This window comes from Natrinema ejinorense (assembly GCF_002494345.1).
In the GTDB taxonomy this organism is placed as follows: Archaea; Halobacteriota; Halobacteria; order Halobacteriales; family Natrialbaceae; genus Natrinema; species Natrinema longum.
The window spans coordinates 3,460,308-3,477,616 of record NZ_NXNI01000001.1 but is presented as its reverse complement, the minus strand read 5'-3'; the positions used below and the strand labels follow the sequence as shown (position 1 = coordinate 3,477,616).

Sequence of the window (17,309 nt, the reverse complement as noted above, 5' to 3'; positions counted from 1 at the left end):
GGGAGTGACCGTCTCAGTACGGATACTCTCTCGGTTCGCGCTGAACCGAGATCCACTTCACCGTCGTCAGCGTCTCGAGGATCCACTCGTCGTTGTACCGACCCATTCCCGATGCGCCGACACCGCCGAACGCAACGTGCGGTTCGTCGTTCAACGGCTGGTCGTTGATGTGGACCATGCCCGTCTCCATCGCGTCGGCCACGTCACGCGCCCGGGCGACATCCGCCGAGTGGACCGATCCCGACAGCCCGTATTCGGTGTCGTTGGCGATCCGAATCGCCTCCTCGTCGGTTTCGAATGGAACGACCGGCGCGACCGGGCCGAAGTGTTCGTTGCAAGCGACCGGCATGTCGCTGGTGACGTCCGACAGCACCGTAGGCTCGACGAACAGTCCCTCGTAGTCGCCGCCGGCCTCGATCGTTGCACCGCGTTCGACCGACTTCTCGAGGAAACCGGCGATCTTGTCGCGCTGACTCTCGTTGATGACCGGTCCGACGAGGGTTCCCTCCTCGAGGGGATCGCCGATGGGGAGTTGCTCGGCGCGGTCGGCCAGTCCCGCCACGTACTCGTCGTACAGCGATTCGTGGACCAGATGGCGGTTGATCGAAATACACTCCTGTCCCTGATGGGTGAACGAGCCGAACGCGCCAGCGTCGATTGCCCGCTCGAGGTCGGCGTCTTCGAGGACGATGTGGGCGTTGTTTCCGCCCAGTTCGAGTGCGGGTTCCGTGTACGCGCCGACGGCACGCTGGCCGACGCCGCGTCCGACTTCCGAAGAGCCGGTAAACGACATCACCGACGGAACCGAGTGACCCGAGAAGTGATCGCCGATCTCGTGACCGTAGCCGGGGACGACGTTCAGGACGCCCGCCGGGAGACCGGCCTCCTCGAAGACCTTCGCGAGGACGAGGCCGCCCGTTATCGGGGTGTGTTCGTCCGGTTTTAACACCACGCTGTTGCCGAGCGCGATGGCGGGTGCGACGACTCGGCTGGAGAGATACAGCGGGAAATTCCACGGCGTGATGACGCCGACGACGCCGGCCGGTTCGCGCACGAGCAGATTCTCCTTCCCGGGGGTGACCGAGTCCTTGCGGCGACCGCCGTCGCGCATCGCCAGCCCGGCACCGACCTCCATCGTTCCCTGTGCGAGCTGGGTCTCGAAATCCGCTTTCAGCTCGACGCCGCCGCACTCGACCGCGAACAACATCGCGAGGTCGTCGGCGTACTCGCCCAGCAACCGACAGGCCTCGGACACGATGCCGGCGCGCTCCTGGGGCGGCCGCTCCGCCCACTCCGCCTGTGCCTCATCCGCGATCGCGTACGCCTCGTCGACGTCGTCCTCGGTTCCCGAGGGGACCGTCGCCAGGGGCGTCCGCGTCGCGGGGTTTTCGACGTCGATCAAGTCCCGGTCGCCCGCGGGAACCCACTCCCCGTCGAGATACAGCGCGTTCCATCCGGTTTCCGGCGCGATCCCGAGTTCGTCGACGGCGATCTCGTCGGCGGGTTCCTCACTCGTATTCGTCATGTGTATCTGTCTATCGGTGGGCTCGGCTTATTCATTTGGGTCTGACATTCACGATATCGGACTATCGAGATCGCTTTCGGAGCATTGCTCGCCGACTCCGCGGGCGTTTCGATCGCTCGAGTTACGGTCGGAGCGTGGGGTAGCGGCGCTCGGCGGACGAGCGGTTCCCGAACGACGTCCGATCGACCGCGGCGAGCGCGATCTCCGCTGCCGATTCGCCGTGTGAGCTGCGATCCAATGACAGCACCCCTCTCAGAGGTCCGTCCGCCGAAACCGGACGTAGCCGATCGCGACGGGGACGACCAACCAGAACGACAAGACGACGATGCCGAACCAGTCCTGGAGGTAGAACGGCGCGTCGCCCGGATAGCGCTCGGCGGGGGTCATCCCGTATGCCTCCATCGACTGGAGGCCGTACTGGAACTGGAACGGATACAGCGACCCCTCGACGAGGCTACTGGCCAGGTTCGTGTAGGCGAAGATGGGGTTGAACTGGTCGAGGACCAGGTACCACGTCTCGGCCTCGACCGGCGGCCCCTGGTCATAGAGGAGGTAGTAGGGGCCGGCGGTGAGCAGTTCCCACAGCGCGACGAACACCATATAGAAGCCGACGACGATGGCCATCGACTTGCCGCGGGTAGAGACGGCGGCGGAAACGCCGACGGCCAGGCCGACGAACGTGGTCCCGAAGAGCAGCGATACGGCCCCAAAGCCCAGCCAGTCGACGAACGGCACCGCGCCGAAGAGAACGGCTCCGAGGACTAGCGAGACGACGAAGGCGAGCCCGATGGCGAGTCCGACGACGCCCATGCGACCGACCAGCTTGCCGAAGACGACGTCCGTCCGATTGGGCGGGAGCCCCAACAGGAGTTTGATACTTCCCGAGCGACGCTCGCCGACGACGGCCATGTAGCCGGCGATCAGTGCCGCGATCGGGATGATTACCTGCAACGGCGTTCCGAGGAAGCTCAGTGCCTCGGCCGCAGTCACGTCGTCGACCGTGTACCAGATCCCGACGTAGCCGACCACGACGAGCCCGACGAGCAGCCCGATCAGCGACCAGAGGAGTTTCGAGCGGCCGGCGTCGTCGAACTCCTTTCGCGCGACGGTGGCAACGTGGCCGGTCATCGCACCGCCCCCGTTCCCGTCTCCGTCGGGGACCCACCGTCCGCTCCGGCGGTCGCCGCCCCGTCCGTTCGCTCGTTTTCGTCCCCGTTCGTCAGCGCGGTAAACAGCGACTCGAGCGAGACCTCCTCGATCCGCACGTCGCGAATCGTCGCGCCACTGTCGTCGAGTTGGGTGACGACGCTCGCTTTCGCCGCCGGATCGGCGACCGATAGTTCGAGGGTTCGCCCGGACGCCGCGGTGTCGACGACCCCCTCGAGTTCGGTGACGAGATTACGAGCCCACTCGGCGGGGTCCGCGAGGGTGAGCGTCATCGTCGCGCCGCCGCCCAGCTCCTCGCGGAGCCCGTCGATCGTATCGACGGCGACGAGTTCGCCGTCGTCCAACACGCCGATCCGATCACAGACCGCCTCGACGTGTTCCAAGATGTGACTCGAGAAGAAGACGGTCGTGCCGCGTTCGGCCTCGCTGCGAACGAGATCCTGCATCTCGCGGATCCCGTGGGGATCGAGTCCGGTCGAGGGCTCGTCCATGATCAGGAGTTCGGGATCGCCGACCAGCGCCACCCCGGTCGCGAGCCGCTGGCGCATTCCCTTGGAGTAGTCACCAGCCGGCCGCGCGCCGTCCTCGGCCGAGAGCCCGACGCGTCGCAGGATCTCCTCGGGATCGTCGTCGGCGTCTTTCGTCTTGCTGGCGAACTCGATGTGCCGTCGGCCCGACAGGCGCGGGTAGACGTCGAACCCCTCCGGGAGGACGCCGACGCGGGGACCGATCGCGTCGGCGTCCGCCTGAGCGTCGTAGCCCAGTACCGTCGCCGATCCAGCCGTCGGGCGGGTGAGATCGAGTAGCATGTTGATCGTCGTCGACTTCCCGGCCCCGTTGGGACCCAGGAAGCCAAACACCTCGCCGTCATCGACGGTCAGATCGAGGTCGTCGACGGCCGTGAGGGAGCCGTACTCCTTGGTCAAGCCGCTCATCTCGATCGCGGTCATCTCGACGACGCTACCACAGCGGGAAGGATAACCCACCAGCCACGGTTTCACGCAGCGAAACTGTGGGTTCTTTTATATCCTCCTGTCATACGAACGACCGAATGCCCGACGATGAGGACCGAGAAGTGCTCGCCCTACTCGACGACGAGTATGCACGCCGTATCCTCATCGCGGCCAGTGAGGAACCCATGTCCGTCGAGCGACTCACCGAGTGCTGTGACGCCTCGCCACCGACGATCTACCGGCGGATCGACCGGCTCGCGGACCAGGGGTTCCTCGACGAATACCAGGAGCTCGATCCCGATGGACACCACTACAAGACCTACAGCACGCGACTCGAGCGCGTGGCGATCGAGATCGCCGAGGGCTCGATGGAGATGGACGTGCACCGCCGCGACGAGGATCCCGCCGATCGGTTCACCAGACTGTTCGAGGACCTGTGATCGTCATGCTCGGACCACTACTGCAAACGGTCGAAAGCGAGGGCGGAACGACGACGGTCGCGGTCGCCGTCTTCCTCGGACAGGCGACCGCGTTCGTGATCGCGTGTTGGATCGCAAAGCGGACCTACGACGGCTACCGGGACGTTCGCAGGACGCCCCTGCTGTGGCTCGCGCTCGGGATCACCCTGCTGGCCGCGGTGCCGACGATCCTTCGGTTCCTGTTGCCGACGCTGGTCGGTGCGTCGTCGGTGACGACGACCGTCTTCGCGAGCATCAGCGAGGTCGCCGGCCTCACGGCGATCCTCTATACCGTCTACGGCCGTCCGTGAACGGAATCGCCGCCGTTCGGCCCGACCCACGGAGGTGGGAGGAGTGACCGTCGGTGTCGGTGCCCTCGGCGTCGGTTCGCTCCCCGTCCTCGAGGCCGCAACGACGGCTTTCGGGCTCGACGAGGAGACGACGATCTTCTTCGCCGGACTGACCAGCGCCACTCTCGGCACGATCGTGGCGTGGACGGCCTATCGAGGCTACGCTCGCAACGACAGTCGGCCGATGCTGTTCCTGGCTCTCGGCGTCGCGTTCCTGACGGCCGTCCCGTTCGTGCTTTCGTACGCGGTCGATCGGGTAGCGGACGCAACGGACGCGACCGTCCTGCTCGTCGTCACTGCCTGCCATCTGGTCGGGCTCGTCGCGATCGTTCGCTCGTTCAGGAGGCCTAATTCAACATGAAATCCACACGGACGTCATCACCGCTCGACGCAGGGAGAACCGCTCTCGACCGCCTCAGAGGCTGGCTTCGCTGGTTCGTCGGCGTTGCCGTTCGCAAACGGACCTACGCCAACGTCGCGTACCTCCTGCTCGCGTTTCCCCTCGGGATCGGCTACTTCACCGTCCTCGTGACCGGCATCGCGATCCCGGCGGGTCTCACGTTCGGGCTCGTCGACATGGCGAGGACGGAACCCGTCGCCTTGCTGATCGCCGGCATCCCCCTCCTACTGGTGCTGTTGTGTATCGGCGTTCCGACCGTCCTGGTCGTCCTGTTCGCCTCGATCGAGTTGACCGCCCTCGAGCGAGTCCTCGCCGATCGGTTGCTCGACACCGAGATCCCGACGGCCGACCCGGCTCCGACGCTCCGAGAGCGGGCACGACGGCTCGTCTTCGATCGGGGGACGTGGAAAGGCGTCGGCTACCTGGGGAGCAAGTTCGTGCTCGGGTTGGCCACGTTTTTCCTCCTCGCGTTCGGGGTCACGTTCACGTTCGTGCTGGTCGCCGCGCCGCTGCACTACCGGAATCAACTGGTCGGTATTCACCTCAGCGGTCCGGTCGAGTTCGTCCCCGAACTCACGTACCAACACGCCGGCTGGGTCATTGACGTCGTCTCTCCGGTCCCCCTCTCACTCGCCGAGGGGGAGCTGATCTCGTTCTACATCGATTCGCTCGAGGGGGCGTTGGCCCTCTCGGCGATCGGCGTGCTGGTCGGGCTCGTCGTCCTCCACCTGTTCAACGCTGTCGCGTGGCTGTTCGCGCGGTACACGGAACTGTTGCTTCGGAACACCCAGCCGTCGATATTTAGCGAACCCCCGGAATAGGACAGCGCCGACGGCCGGCGTCGTTCGCCGCGACTGGCGACGGTGGGGACGCCGCAGTCGTCTCGATCCCTAAATCGTTTGGGAACACTGGTATCACCGAGACACGCCAAGACGGCGTTGCGGCAGGAGCATCTACCACGGTACCCCCCAACCCCCTGCCGTGAGCGTCCCGCCACCCGATCTCGCTCCCCCATTTTGGTCTCGGTGCTCGAGACGGCCACAACCGCTGCCATCGACCACCCCATCGAACGGGCAATCCGTGCCGCATGAACGCGTCCGGAAACACGGCCGTCACCGGACCGAAGGAGTGTTTTGTGTGCAGTCCGTCCTAGTCACCAATGAGTCAACAGAACCTCGAGTCGCTCGACATCGGGGCGATCCGGGAGGAGTTCCCGATCCTCCAGCGAGAGTTCAACGACGAGCAGCTCGTCTACCTCGACAACGCGGCGACGACCCAGACGCCCGATCCGGTCATCGACGCGATGAGCGACTACTATCGGGAGTACAACGCCAACGTCCATCGGGGAATCCACCACCTGAGCCAGGAAGCCTCGATCGCCTACGAGGAGGCCCACGACCGCGTCGCCGAGTTCATCGGCGCGAGCGGCGGCCGCGAGGAGATCGTCTTCACCAAGAACACGACCGAGGCTGAGAACCTGGTCGCCTACTCGTGGGGGCTCAACGAGCTCGGCCCCGGCGACGAGATCGTCCTCACCGAGATGGAACACCACGCCTCCCTGGTCACCTGGCAACAGATCGGCAAGCGCACGGGAGCCGACGTAAACTACATCCGGATCGACGAGGACGGCCGCCTCGACATGGACCACGCGCGAGAGCTCATCACCGACGACACCGCGATGGTCTCGGCGGTCCACGTCTCGAACACGCTCGGCACCGTCAACCCCGTTTCCGAACTCGTCGATATCGCCCACGACCACGACGCGCTCGCCTTCATCGACGGTGCCCAGGCCGTCCCCAACCGGCCCGTCGACGTCGAGGCCATCGACGCCGACTTCTACGCCTTCTCGGGCCACAAGATGGCCGGCCCCACCGGGATCGGCGCGCTCTACGGCAAAAAAGAGCTTCTCGAGGAGATGCAGCCCTACCTCTACGGCGGCGACATGATCACGAAGGTCACCTTCGAGGAGTCGACCTGGAACGAACTCCCCTGGAAGTTCGAGGCCGGGACGCCACAGATCGCCGAAGCCGTCGGCCTCGTCGCCGCGATCGACTACCTCGAGGGGATCGGCATGGAACGCATCGAAGCCCACGAGGAGGAGATGGCCCGCTACGCCTACGAGCAACTGGCCGCCGAGGACGACGTCGAGATCTACGGCCCCGAGCCCGGACCGGAACGGGGCGGACTGGTCGGCTTCAACCTCGAGGACGTCCACGCCCACGACCTCGCCTCGATCATGAACGACCACGCGGTCGCGATCCGCGCCGGCGACCACTGTACCCAGCCACTCCACGACAAACTCGGCGTGGCGGCGTCCGCTCGAGCCTCCTTCTACGTCTACAACACGAAAGCGGAGGTCGACAAACTGGTCGACGCCATCGACGACGCACGACAGTTGTTCGCGTAAGCGAACAACAGAGTGCGAGGAGGTGTCGACGACGTTTTCGCGAGCGAACGAAGTGAGCGAGTGAACGCCAGCAAGAGCGAAGCTCTTGCCCGGCGCGTCAGCTCTTTAGCTGACGCGCGAGGGACGTCTTGCCGAGCAACGTCGTTCGAAACGGCGGAGCCGTTTCGTGATGACGAGAGACCCTTGGTCTCTCGAACCACGAGGCAAGGCTCGAAGCGGCGAAGCCGCTTCGTAGATGCGCGTCAGCTGTTTGCGTGAGCGAACGCTGACCGCGAAGACGGCGATCGGTTCCGTCACGTGACGTTCGATTCGCTTTACCCGAAACGAAGGGGGAGGGTCGATCGAACCCGTCAGCCCCCCGTCACACAGCAGCGCGAGTTCGATCGTCAGACGGGACGACATCACGCGGTCTCCATCCGAAACGAAGGGGTTCGGCCGATGAGATGCCGAGATCGTCACGCCGACAGTAAGCGTCGAACTGCGCCACGTCCGTGAGCACGAGCCGAGGCTGTACTCGAGTACGGTCTCGACCTCGGGCAGTCGTTCGGCCGGTGTCGAACCGACGACGCTCGTCGCTCGCTGATCGATGGAGACCCCGACTCGGACGGAGACGGGCTCCGCACGGTGGACGTGCATGGCCGCTCTTGCTCCCGGTCGGGTACCTCGCCGAGGCAGGTAGTAGCCTCCCGTACCACCGCGGCCACCGCAGTTGAGCGACCGGGCCACGCCGGTCCCGTTCCGAAATGGGGTGGGGAAGGGAAGCATTTATTAGCATGCTTTTCCTCTGTTTCGTTTGCATCAACTGGACCTGCATCGGGTCTCTGGAACGGTGTATCCTCCCCAGGAGGCTATCACACCGTCGGATTCCGCTGTACTCGTTCGGGTTCCACTCGAAATAGAGGGGTGCTGTACGACGAATGTCAGACGACAACTCGGAGATCACAGGTTCGGACGACGTCGACGGAACGAGCGGGTTCTCGACGGATTTCGAGGACGCGGATCTCGGCGACGAAGAGTCGAACCAGGGGTTGTTCGACGACCTGCTCAGCGGCGAACCGATCTTCGAGAACAAGGAAGTCCTCCGGCCGTCCTACACGCCACACGAACTCCCCCACCGGAGCGATCAGATCAACAAAATGGCGACGATCCTGGTCGCCGCACTCCGGGGGGAAACGCCGTCGAACATTCTCATCTACGGCAAGACCGGGACCGGAAAAACCGCGAGCGCCAAGTTCGTCAGCAAGGAACTCGAGAGCACCTCCCAGAAGTACAGCGTCCCGTGTGACGTCGAGTACATCAACTGCGAGGTCACGGATACCCAGTATCGCGTCCTCGCACAACTCGCGAACAAGTTCATCGAGAAGAACAAAGGGCGAATCGACGACCGAATCGACGACCTCGAGTCGCTGCGAGACGCCCTCGAAGAGTACGACGCCACCGCGGACGACGGCACCCACGCGGGTGACGAGTCGACCGATCGAACGGCCGAGGAGACGGCATCCGACCCGTTCGATTTCGTCTCGAGCGAGGAGACGGAGTCGCGATCAGCCGTTTCATCTGGAACAGAATTCGACGCTGAGTCCGTCGATTCTCCACCCGAAGCGAAGGGGTCTTCGGATCCGGCATCGCCGCCCGCTACGGAAACGGAACCCGGAGACACCGACGGCCTCGGTCGCGACGATGGGACCGCCGTCGACGCGACCCCACAGGAACCGGCCCACCCCCTCGAGTCGACGCCGTTCGGAACGCGCGCCGAGGTCGAAGACCGAATCGCGGAACTCGAGGAAGACAAGGAGTCCTTCGAAGAGGTGCCGATGACCGGCTGGCCGACCGACCGCGTCTACAGCGTCTTCTTCGACGCCGTCGACTACGACGAGCGGGTCGTCGTCATCATGCTCGACGAGATCGACAAGCTCGTCGAGAAGAGCGGCGACGACACCCTCTACAACCTCTCGCGGATGAACTCGGAGCTCGAGAACTCGCGAGTATCGATCATCGGAATCAGTAACGATCTCAAGTTCACCGACTTCCTCGATCCGCGGGTCAAGTCGTCGCTGGGCGAAGAGGAGATCGTCTTCCCGCCCTACGACGCGAACCAGCTCCGGGACATTCTCAAACACCGATCGGAGGTCGCGTTCAAGGGCAACGCCCTCTCCGACGACGTGATCCCGCTGTGTGCGGCCTTCGCCGCACAGGAACACGGCGACGCGCGACGCGCGCTGGATCTCCTTCGAACCGCGGGCGAACTGGCCGAACGATCCCAGGCGGAAACGATCGTCGAAGAACACGTCCGGCAGGCACAGGACAAGATCGAACTCGACCGCGTCGTGGAGGTCGTCCGAACCCTGCCCACCCAGAGCAAACTCGTCCTCTTCGCGATCATCCTGCTCGAGAAAAACGGTGTTCACAGCATCAACACGGGCGAAGTGTTCAACATTTACAAACGCCTCTGCGAGGAGATCGACGCGGACGTCCTGACCCAGCGGCGAGTGACCGACCTCATCAGCGAACTCGACATGCTCGGCATCGTCAACGCCGTCGTCGTCTCGAAGGGGCGATACGGCCGAACCAAGGAAATCAGCCTGTCGGTGCCACTCGAGGAAACGGAGGCCGTCCTCGTGAGCGATTCCCGGCTGAGCGATATCGACGACATCCAGCCGTTCGTGCAGGCCCGGTTCGAGAACTGAACGGGCGGCTCCGACGGGCCATCGAACGGTGGCGCTGTCGTCGCTACCGCACTCCGTGCACGCTTTTGAGACGTGTTTCTGCCGGCCCACGGACAGGCATTGCTCTCGAGTCCGGCGTTCGACGTCGAGATCGGCGTCGCCGACGGTCGGAGAGTGACGGCCGGACGGACGACGAGTCGAACGGACACGGAGAAGACGGAGCGGAACGGTCGGTTCGGCGACCGATTCGGACGGACTACTGCCCGTCGGTGACGGCGCAACCCCACGGTGGGTCGCGGTTGCGTCGGTACAGGGGACCGTCTCAGCGACGAGACCGACCGATCGCCATCACAGCGCCGGCACCCGCGCTGGCGATCCCGACGGCACCGGCGACCCCTGCGGCACCTGGGCCTGCAGGTATCGGTCCGGCCGTTGCCGGCGTCGGTCCCTGCAGTGGCTGGCTCGCGGGCGACGTCGGGACGAGCATTCCGCCGAGGAGCCTGTCGAAGGTCAGGCGGATGTGACCGAGCCACGGAATCCGGAACATCGCCTTACCGGTGACCCACTCGGGTTTGACGACGTCGCTGATCCCGTTCCCGTACTGATCGTACCCGCTGTTGGCGTCCCCTTTCGTGACGAATCCGGCGTGATCCGGGCGACAGGTATCGACTTCGGCACAGGTCACGTCACCGATAACGTCCTCGTCGGCCTTGGTCTCGACCCAGTTTTCGTCTTCCTCGACCCAGAAGTGGGCACGGTGGATCACCGGCGTCTGCGTCGGATCACCGTTGGGCTGGTAGATGATGACGTCACCGGGCTTGCCGAACTTCTCGTATCCGGTTTCCCGGCCGTTCTCGAGCGTGACGACGCCCGTGTCTTCGACGGCGGCGTCGTTGCCGAATCGGTCGTCGTCGACGACGAAGATGAGATCGCCTTCCTGCATGTTCGGCGTCATACTGGGGCTCTCGACGGCGACGAGTGGCGGCCAGATCCCGCTCACGGCGAACAGGAGGAGGCCCACGACCGCGACGATCGCGACGCTACTCAGGACGTCCCGCGTTATCATGACGGTCTCGTCGTCGGTGTTGAGAAACCAGCGAAGAACCCCGTCGTCCTCGATCGTGACCGGGTCGTGATCGGCATCGGGCCCGCCCCGTGACGATTCCTCGGGCGCAGATGATCGGCGCGAAGGCTCGGCGCTTCGATCGTGCTGCTCGGAATCGTCGTCACCGGAATCGCCGGGTGGCTCCCCAGGGTTAGGACCGCTCATCGTCACTCGTTTTGCTGGGCCTCCCAATCAACTTTCTGTTCGTCCCCGATCCGTTCGGAACTGATCGTCGAAGTCACTCCAGCGGCGCTACGGGCCGCGATCGCCGACGACTGTTCCGAGCAGGACGAGCGCGAGCGCGCCCGTCGCGATGAGGATGGCGGACGACCCGACACCGGTCAGGACGCGAATGGAATCGATACCCAGCCCGATCTGGCCCAGCCACGGGATCCGAACCATCGCCTTGCCGGTGATCCACTCCGGGCTGACGACGGTGGTATCCGAACCCGAACGGGGGAGCTGGTCGTAGGCGGGGTTGGCGTCGCCTTTCGTGACGAACCCGTCGTGAGGTGCTGGACACGACACGATCTCCGCACAGGTTACCTCGTTCAGCGAACGGAATTCGCCTTTCGTCCGCACCCAGTTTTCGCCTTCCTCGACCCAGAAGTGAGCACGATGGATCACCGGCGTCCGCGTCGGATCACCGTCCGGTATGAACACGATGACGTCGCCGGCGGCACCCAACCGCTCGTGATCCGTCTGGCGGCCGATATCGCGGGGGACGATGCCGGTTCCCTCGACGGCGTTCGCGCCCGCGAACCTGCTTTCGTCGACGATGAAAACCAGATCGCCCTCCTGGACGTTCGGTTCCATACTGCCGCTCTCGACGGCGACCAACAGCGGCCAGGCCCCACTGACCGCGAACAAGAGCATGTTGACGGCCCCAACGATCGCGAGAATCATGGCGATGTCCCGGCAGACGGAGACCGTTCGATCGTCAGTCTCGAGCAGCCAGCGGACGACCCCGTCGTCCTCGATCGTGGCCCCCTCGTCGCTGGGTGATCGGTTGCGAGTCGCGGCCGTCGGTCCCTGATCGTCGGCGTCGTCCGATGGAACCGGAGGGGAATCCGGGTTCGGTGCCCGGGATTCGGCTCGGTCACGGTTCCGTCCGCCGTCGTCAGGCCTCTCCATCACTAGCCGATTTCGGGGAGCGGGGTATCAACCTTCCGGCGAATCCGCGCCGTCCTCGACGTTCCCCTGCCGCGATATTGTTGGTTCGTTGATTACTCGAGGCCCCGTCGGACGGGAATCCGCTATCCTTTTGCTCTCGCCCTCGAATCCGTCTGTGTGCCACTCGAGGCCCCCGCTCGGATCGTCAGTGAACTCACGAGCCGTGGGTACAACGCGGAACGGGAGGCGGTGACCCGACTCGCGGCAGCCGACGATCCGACTGCGGCCCTCGAGCGCGTCCTCGAGACGGTCCCCGAGGACGCGCTCGTCGTTCGAACCGACCACGTACGGAGGGCCCTCTCGACGGACGGGACGGACGGTCCGGCTGGCTCCGAATCCGGGCCCGACGCCGGCAGCGGTGACGAATCCCCGTCGGCCGATGTGCCCCCCTCCGTTTCAACTGGAACCAGCGCGGCTTCGGGGCGTGAATCGGCCGAGCGGGCTCCAGTCGAAACGGAGGGGTCACCCACCGCGAACCGCTCGGCCGACCCAACGCAACGCTCGCTCGAGATCGTCGGCGATATGACGGGACAGAGCACGGGAACGGGCGAGTACAGCGATTTCGTCTCGGTTTTCCGTGATCGATTGGATCGACTCGGTGCGAAACTGCGGGGGCGAGTCAACCACCGACCGGCGACGGCCATTCAGGACATGCCGGGCGGCAGCGAGGTGGCGATGGTCGGGCTGGTCAACGACATCCGATCGACCGCCAGCGGCCACTGGCTGATCGAACTCGAGGATGCGACGGGAACGTTCCCGTGGCTGGTGATGAAGGACCGAGAGTACGTCGACCTCGTCGACGAGTTGCTCTGTGACGAGGTGCTGGCGATGGAGGGGACGCTGGCGGACGATTCGGGGATCGCTTTCGTCGATTCGATGCACTTCCCGGACGTGCCTCGCACGCACGAGCCGTCGACGGCGGATCGGCACGTGCAAGCGGCGCTGATCAGCGACGTTCACGTCGGCAGCCAGGAGTTCATGACCGACGCGTGGAACGCGTTCGCCGACTGGCTCCACACCCCGGAGGCCCAGCACGTCGAGTACCTGCTGCTCGCGGGCGACATGGTCGAGGGCGTCGGCGTCTACCCCGATCAGGACGAGGAACTCGACATCGTCGACATCTACGAGCAATACGAGGCGTTCAGCGAACACCTGAAGAAGATACCCGGCGACATCGAGGTCGTCATGATCCCGGGTAACCACGACGCCGTCCGGCTGGCCGAACCCCAGCCGGGGTTCGACGAGGAACTCCGGGAGATCATGTCCGCACACGACCCCCAGATCGTGAGCAACCCCTCGATGGTGACCCTCGAGGGCGTCTCCGTGTTGATGTACCACGGCGTCTCACTGGACGAGGTCATCGCCGAGTTGCCCGAGGCGAAGGCCAGCTACGACGACCCACACAAGGCGATGTACCACCTCCTCAAGAAACGCCACGTCGCGCCGCAGTTCGGGGGCCACACCCGGCTGGCGCCCGAGGAGAAGGACTACCTCATCATCGACGAGGTCCCCGACATCTTCCATACGGGCCACGTCCACAAACTCGGCTTCGGCAAGTACCACGACGTGCTCGCGATCAACTCCGGCTGCTGGCAGGCCCAGACCGACTTCCAGAAGAGCGTCAACATCGACCCCGACGCCGGCTTCGCCCCGATCGTCGACCTGGACACGCTCGACGTGACCGTCCAGAAGTTCAGCTGAGACTACTGAACAGCAGTCAATACGAAGCCGGTCGCAGACGTGCGGTCGTCACCTATGGGGACGACCGCGAATTCGCGACCGGCTTCACGTCGTTCTGTCCGGCAGTATGAGACGACCGGACAGCAGTATGGGCCGCCTCGCGGCGTCGACCGACCCGATGCCTGCTGTCGTCCGAAACCGCGTTCGAATCGCGTTTTCGATTAGTCGGTGAGTCCGTACCCGATCTTGAACAGGTAGACGTCGATCGCCAGGACGAGGACGGTCGCCGCCGTGAGCACGCCAAGCGAGACCAGCGGCGCGAAGTCGGTATAGGGGGCGGGCAAGATACCGACGCCGATCAGGTCCGAGTGGCCCAGCAATCCGTACCGGATGCTGTCGACCATGTAGACCATCGGGTTCAGCAGGGAGAGGTTCACCTGCCAGGCGTAGTCGAACGTCTCGAGGGAGTAAAAGACCGCGCCGAAAAACACCAGCGGCCGGAGGATGAACTGGTTCATGACGGTCAGGTCGTCGAAATCCCTGGCGATGAGCCCGCCGATGATGCCGAAGCCGGCGAATAACGACGTGATGACGACCATCGTGGCCACGAGGTAGAGCCCGTGCTCGATACCGATCGACACGAACAGCCGGCCGACGACGGCGATGATGACCCCGACGACGAGTCCTCGAACCGCGCTGGCACCGACGTAGGCGACGACCATCTCGACGTACGACAGCGGCGAGGTCAGCGTCTCGTGGATGTACTCGTTCCATCTGCCGTGGAAGATCGAGAACGAGGCGTTCTCGAAGGCGTTGGATATCGCGCCCAGCACGATGAGGCCGGGCACGATGAAGAGGATGTAATCGAAGCCCGCGATCTTGTCGATCCGGTTGCCAAGGATCACGCCGAAGACGGCGAAGTAGAGGACGTTCGTGATCGCCGGCGGCATGAACGTGTTCTTCGGGCGGCGGACGAACCGCAAGATTTCCCGCCGAAAGAGCGCGCGGAAACCGACCGACAGCATCAGGCGACACCCTCCTGTTCGCGCTTGCGTTTCGCCGACGCGTCGTCACGGTCGTCGTCGCCCCCGTCCGCGCTCTCGGCCGACGACCGGGTCACGGTCCGGTCCTCGCTCCGCGTCAGGTCGACGAAGATCTCCTCGAGCGAGGTCCGGGTGATCTCGAGGTCGGCGATCTCGTGGCCGCTGGCCTCGAGGTCGTTGAGCAGTCGCGGCGCGGTCGAGCCGCCGTCGTCGACGCGAACCTCGAGGCGATCCCCGGAGACCGTCGTTTCGTGTGCGTACGCGCCGAGAGTGGGTGTGGTCGCGGGAGCGGACGCGAGGCGGACGGCGATGGTGTCGGTCCCCCGGCCTTTCAGTTCGTCCGGGGTCGCGACGGTCACCTTCCGTCCCTCGTTCATGATCGCGACGCGATCACAGAGGCGCTCGGCCTCCTCGATGTAGTGGGTCGTCAGCAGGATCGTCGTCCCCTCCTCGTTGAGTTCGGTCACGAGCTCCCAGAGGTCGTGGCGCAACTGGACGTCGACGCCGGCGGTCGGCTCGTCGAGAATGAGCAGGTCCGGGTCGGTCACCAGCGCTCGAGCGAGCAGGAGCCGGCGCTTCATACCCCCGGAGAGCCAGTCGAAGCGCTCGTCGCGCTTGTCGTAGATCCCGACGCGCTTGAGGACCTCGTCGGCCCGGTCGGCGGCCTCGTCCTCGGGGATCCCGTGGTAGCCGGCCTTGTGCGTCAGGACCTCCTTGATCGGGAAGAACCGATCCACGTTGAACTCCTGGGGAGCGAGCCCGATCGCGTCGCGGGCCTGCTGGTACTCGGCTTCGACATCGTGGCCGAAGACCCGCGCCTCGCCGCCGGTCTTGCGGACCAGGCCGACCAGCGTGTTGATGAACGTCGTCTTGCCCGCGCCGTTCGGGCCGAGCAAGCCGAAGAACTCGCCTTCCTCGACAGTCAGCGATAGCTCCTGGAGGGCGCGTAGATCACCATACTCCTTGACGAGATCGACCGTCTCGATGGCCGGTGGCATCGATGCAGTGTCGGCCCCGACCACGGTTAAACCGTTGGTTCGCAGAACTCACCGCTGGAATCCGTGTTCGTGAACGTCACCCAGTCTCCCATCAGTCCGCACGTCCCGGCCGACTCGAGGGCGCGATCACGCCGCTTTGCTGAACGATGTCGAAGGCGGTCATCACGTCGGTCCGCGAGATCAGTCCCACGAGATCGCCGTCGTCTTCTCGCAGCGTCTCGCCGCGCGGACGGTCAGCCGACCGATGGGCCGCGCTATCGACCACGAGCAGCCGCCCGATGTCGTGTTCTCGCATCCGCTCGATGGCCGTCATCGCGTCCGAATCCGGGGTAATCGTCTGCAACTCCGTCGTCATCACGTCCTCGACGGTGTAGGCCTCGCGCTCGACCGGGTCGACCTCGCGGGCGTCGCTCAGCGTGACGAGCCCGATCAGCCGCTCGCCCTCGAACGCGTCGCCCTCGACGACCGGATATCCGGTGTGGCGCTCGGTGAACATCCGCTGGATCAGTTCCGCGACCGTCGTCTCGGGCTCGACGGTGTGAAGGTCCTCGGCCGTCGTCATGATGTCGCCGACGGTGACGTCCTGGAAGGCCGCCTTCATCGTCACCTGCTGGGCCTCGCTCGAGGCGGCGATGTAGACGAAGAAGGCGACGCCGATGAGGATGATGTTGAACGCGAGCAGGCCGAACAGACCCATGAAGACCGCGAACAGTTTCCCGACGCTGGCGGCCTGCTGGGTCGCCTGTGCGTAGGGCCGTCCGCGAGCGAGCAACGCCCGCAACACCCGTCCGCCGTCCATCGGGAACGCGGGGAGCATATTGAAGACGGCGAGTGCGACGTTCAAAACGGCGAGGTAGCCGAGGACGAACCGAACGCCGCTGAGGCTCTCGGGGGTAACGAAGAACAGCGCGTAGGAGCCGACACCGACAAGAACGCTGACGATCGGACCGGCGACGGCGATATTGAGTTCCTGTCGCCAGTCCTCGGGCATCTCCGAGAAGGCGGCGATCCCGCCGAACAGCCAGAGCGTGATCGAATCGATCGGAAACCCGTACCGTCGGGCGGTCAGCGAGTGGCCGAGTTCGTGGAGAACGACGCCGACGAACAGCCCGATCGCGGCAGCCAATCCCAGGAGCCACGGCATCAGGCCGCTGGTGATGGTGGCGGTATCGATCCCCGCAGCCAGCCCGTCGTTCAGGATGTCTGCGACCGCTTCGATCTGGCTCCCGATGAGATACGCGAACAGCGGGAGCACCAGCAGGAAGGTCAGATCCAACTTGATCGGAATCCCGAACAGGGTGCCGATCCGGAAACTCCTCATAGGGATTGGTTTCGGCGGCGGACCCTTAAACACGCCGCCGAGATTCCCGATCGGTCGCTCGGG

At 64.8% G+C, this 17,309-nt stretch carries 15 protein-coding genes; 7 read left to right on the top strand and 8 right to left on the bottom strand.

Features of this window, described 5'->3' with window-relative positions:
* Positions 1–13 precede the first annotated feature (13 nt).
* The 3 genes from CP557_RS17140 to CP557_RS17130 all read right to left on the bottom strand — a co-directional run bounded on the left by CP557_RS17140 (position 14) and on the right by CP557_RS17130 (position 3,642).
* Positions 14–1,525, bottom strand: a complete 1,512-nt coding sequence (locus tag CP557_RS17140) for an aldehyde dehydrogenase family protein (protein WP_097381024.1) — start codon at positions 1,523–1,525, stop codon at positions 14–16.
* Between the two features lie 252 nt (positions 1,526–1,777).
* On the bottom strand, positions 1,778–2,653 hold the full coding sequence (locus CP557_RS17135) for an ABC transporter permease subunit (RefSeq protein WP_097381023.1): 876 nt from the start codon (positions 2,651–2,653) through the stop codon (positions 1,778–1,780).
* A complete protein-coding gene (locus CP557_RS17130; RefSeq protein ID WP_097381022.1) occupies positions 2,650–3,642 on the bottom strand; it encodes an ABC transporter ATP-binding protein in 993 nt (330 codons plus the stop codon). Before CP557_RS17130 ends, CP557_RS17135 begins: the two co-directional genes overlap by 4 nt.
* Positions 3,643–3,743: 101 nt before the next feature.
* On the opposite strand from CP557_RS17130, the gene CP557_RS17125 reads away from it, so the two are divergent.
* The 6 genes from CP557_RS17125 to CP557_RS17095 all read left to right on the top strand — a co-directional run bounded on the left by CP557_RS17125 (position 3,744) and on the right by CP557_RS17095 (position 9,947).
* On the top strand, positions 3,744–4,085 hold the full coding sequence (locus CP557_RS17125; RefSeq protein WP_097381021.1) for a winged helix-turn-helix domain-containing protein: 342 nt from the start codon (positions 3,744–3,746) through the stop codon (positions 4,083–4,085).
* A 5-nt stretch (positions 4,086–4,090) separates the two neighbouring features.
* Positions 4,091–4,414, top strand: a complete 324-nt coding sequence (locus CP557_RS17120) for a hypothetical protein (protein ID WP_097381695.1) — start codon at positions 4,091–4,093, stop codon at positions 4,412–4,414.
* Positions 4,415–4,457: 43 nt separating this feature from the next.
* Complete coding sequence (locus CP557_RS17115; RefSeq protein WP_097381020.1) at positions 4,458–4,814, top strand: DUF7521 family protein; 357 nt, start codon at positions 4,458–4,460, stop codon at positions 4,812–4,814.
* The gene (locus CP557_RS17110) at positions 4,811–5,674 is read left to right on the top strand and encodes a sensor domain-containing protein (RefSeq protein WP_097381019.1); all 864 of its coding nucleotides are present in this window, start codon (positions 4,811–4,813) and stop codon (positions 5,672–5,674) included. The genes CP557_RS17115 and CP557_RS17110 overlap by 4 nt, the downstream gene beginning before the upstream one ends.
* Positions 5,675–6,012: 338 nt before the next feature.
* The gene (locus CP557_RS17105; protein WP_097381018.1) at positions 6,013–7,260 is read left to right on the top strand and encodes an aminotransferase class V-fold PLP-dependent enzyme; all 1,248 of its coding nucleotides are present in this window, start codon (positions 6,013–6,015) and stop codon (positions 7,258–7,260) included.
* A gap of 917 nt (positions 7,261–8,177) precedes the next feature.
* Positions 8,178–9,947: an ORC1-type DNA replication protein gene (locus CP557_RS17095; protein ID WP_097381016.1), complete on the top strand. Its 1,770-nt coding sequence runs from the start codon at positions 8,178–8,180 to the stop codon at positions 9,945–9,947.
* Between the two features lie 301 nt (positions 9,948–10,248).
* On the opposite strand, the gene CP557_RS17085 is transcribed toward CP557_RS17095, so the two are convergent.
* Together CP557_RS17085 and CP557_RS17080 are read right to left on the bottom strand one after the other, a co-directional pair.
* On the bottom strand, positions 10,249–11,196 hold the full coding sequence (locus CP557_RS17085; protein WP_097381694.1) for a S24/S26 family peptidase: 948 nt from the start codon (positions 11,194–11,196) through the stop codon (positions 10,249–10,251).
* An 87-nt stretch (positions 11,197–11,283) separates the two neighbouring features.
* Complete coding sequence (locus tag CP557_RS17080) at positions 11,284–12,165, bottom strand: S24/S26 family peptidase (RefSeq protein WP_097381014.1); 882 nt, start codon at positions 12,163–12,165, stop codon at positions 11,284–11,286.
* A gap of 156 nt (positions 12,166–12,321) precedes the next feature.
* Between CP557_RS17080 and CP557_RS17075 the strand changes: the two genes are divergently transcribed.
* Positions 12,322–13,905: a DNA-directed DNA polymerase II small subunit gene (locus CP557_RS17075; protein ID WP_097381013.1), complete on the top strand. Its 1,584-nt coding sequence runs from the start codon at positions 12,322–12,324 to the stop codon at positions 13,903–13,905.
* Positions 13,906–14,105: 200 nt separating this feature from the next.
* On the opposite strand, the gene CP557_RS17070 is transcribed toward CP557_RS17075, so the two are convergent.
* The 3 genes from CP557_RS17070 to CP557_RS17060 all read right to left on the bottom strand — a co-directional run bounded on the left by CP557_RS17070 (position 14,106) and on the right by CP557_RS17060 (position 17,246).
* Complete coding sequence (locus tag CP557_RS17070; protein ID WP_097381012.1) at positions 14,106–14,909, bottom strand: ABC transporter permease; 804 nt, start codon at positions 14,907–14,909, stop codon at positions 14,106–14,108.
* Positions 14,909–15,925, bottom strand: a complete 1,017-nt coding sequence (locus CP557_RS17065; protein ID WP_097381011.1) for an ABC transporter ATP-binding protein — start codon at positions 15,923–15,925, stop codon at positions 14,909–14,911. Before CP557_RS17065 ends, CP557_RS17070 begins: the two co-directional genes overlap by 1 nt.
* Positions 15,926–16,016: 91 nt before the next feature.
* Positions 16,017–17,246: a site-2 protease family protein gene (locus CP557_RS17060; RefSeq protein WP_097381010.1), complete on the bottom strand. Its 1,230-nt coding sequence runs from the start codon at positions 17,244–17,246 to the stop codon at positions 16,017–16,019.
* Between the last annotated feature and the right edge of the window lie 63 nt (positions 17,247–17,309).

Bases quoted from the DNA above. Each gene is read 5' to 3' on its own strand.
- CP557_RS17085 (WP_097381694.1), bottom strand. From the start codon at position 11,196: ATGAGCGGTCCTAACCCTGGGGAGCCACCCGGCGATTCCGGTGACGAC.
- CP557_RS17095 (WP_097381016.1), top strand. From the start codon at position 8,178: ATGTCAGACGACAACTCGGAGATCACAGGTTCGGACGACGTCGACGGA.
- CP557_RS17140 (WP_097381024.1), bottom strand. From the start codon at position 1,525: ATGACGAATACGAGTGAGGAACCCGCCGACGAGATCGCCGTCGACGAA.
- CP557_RS17065 (WP_097381011.1), bottom strand. From the start codon at position 15,925: ATGCCACCGGCCATCGAGACGGTCGATCTCGTCAAGGAGTATGGTGAT.
- CP557_RS17110 (WP_097381019.1), top strand. From the start codon at position 4,811: ATGAAATCCACACGGACGTCATCACCGCTCGACGCAGGGAGAACCGCT.
- CP557_RS17070 (WP_097381012.1), bottom strand. From the start codon at position 14,909: ATGCTGTCGGTCGGTTTCCGCGCGCTCTTTCGGCGGGAAATCTTGCGG.
- CP557_RS17120 (WP_097381695.1), top strand. From the start codon at position 4,091: ATGCTCGGACCACTACTGCAAACGGTCGAAAGCGAGGGCGGAACGACG.
- CP557_RS17135 (WP_097381023.1), bottom strand. From the start codon at position 2,653: ATGACCGGCCACGTTGCCACCGTCGCGCGAAAGGAGTTCGACGACGCC.
- CP557_RS17130 (WP_097381022.1), bottom strand. From the start codon at position 3,642: ATGACCGCGATCGAGATGAGCGGCTTGACCAAGGAGTACGGCTCCCTC.
- CP557_RS17060 (WP_097381010.1), bottom strand. From the start codon at position 17,246: ATGAGGAGTTTCCGGATCGGCACCCTGTTCGGGATTCCGATCAAGTTG.
- CP557_RS17125 (WP_097381021.1), top strand. From the start codon at position 3,744: ATGCCCGACGATGAGGACCGAGAAGTGCTCGCCCTACTCGACGACGAG.
- CP557_RS17105 (WP_097381018.1), top strand. From the start codon at position 6,013: ATGAGTCAACAGAACCTCGAGTCGCTCGACATCGGGGCGATCCGGGAG.
- CP557_RS17080 (WP_097381014.1), bottom strand. From the start codon at position 12,165: ATGGAGAGGCCTGACGACGGCGGACGGAACCGTGACCGAGCCGAATCC.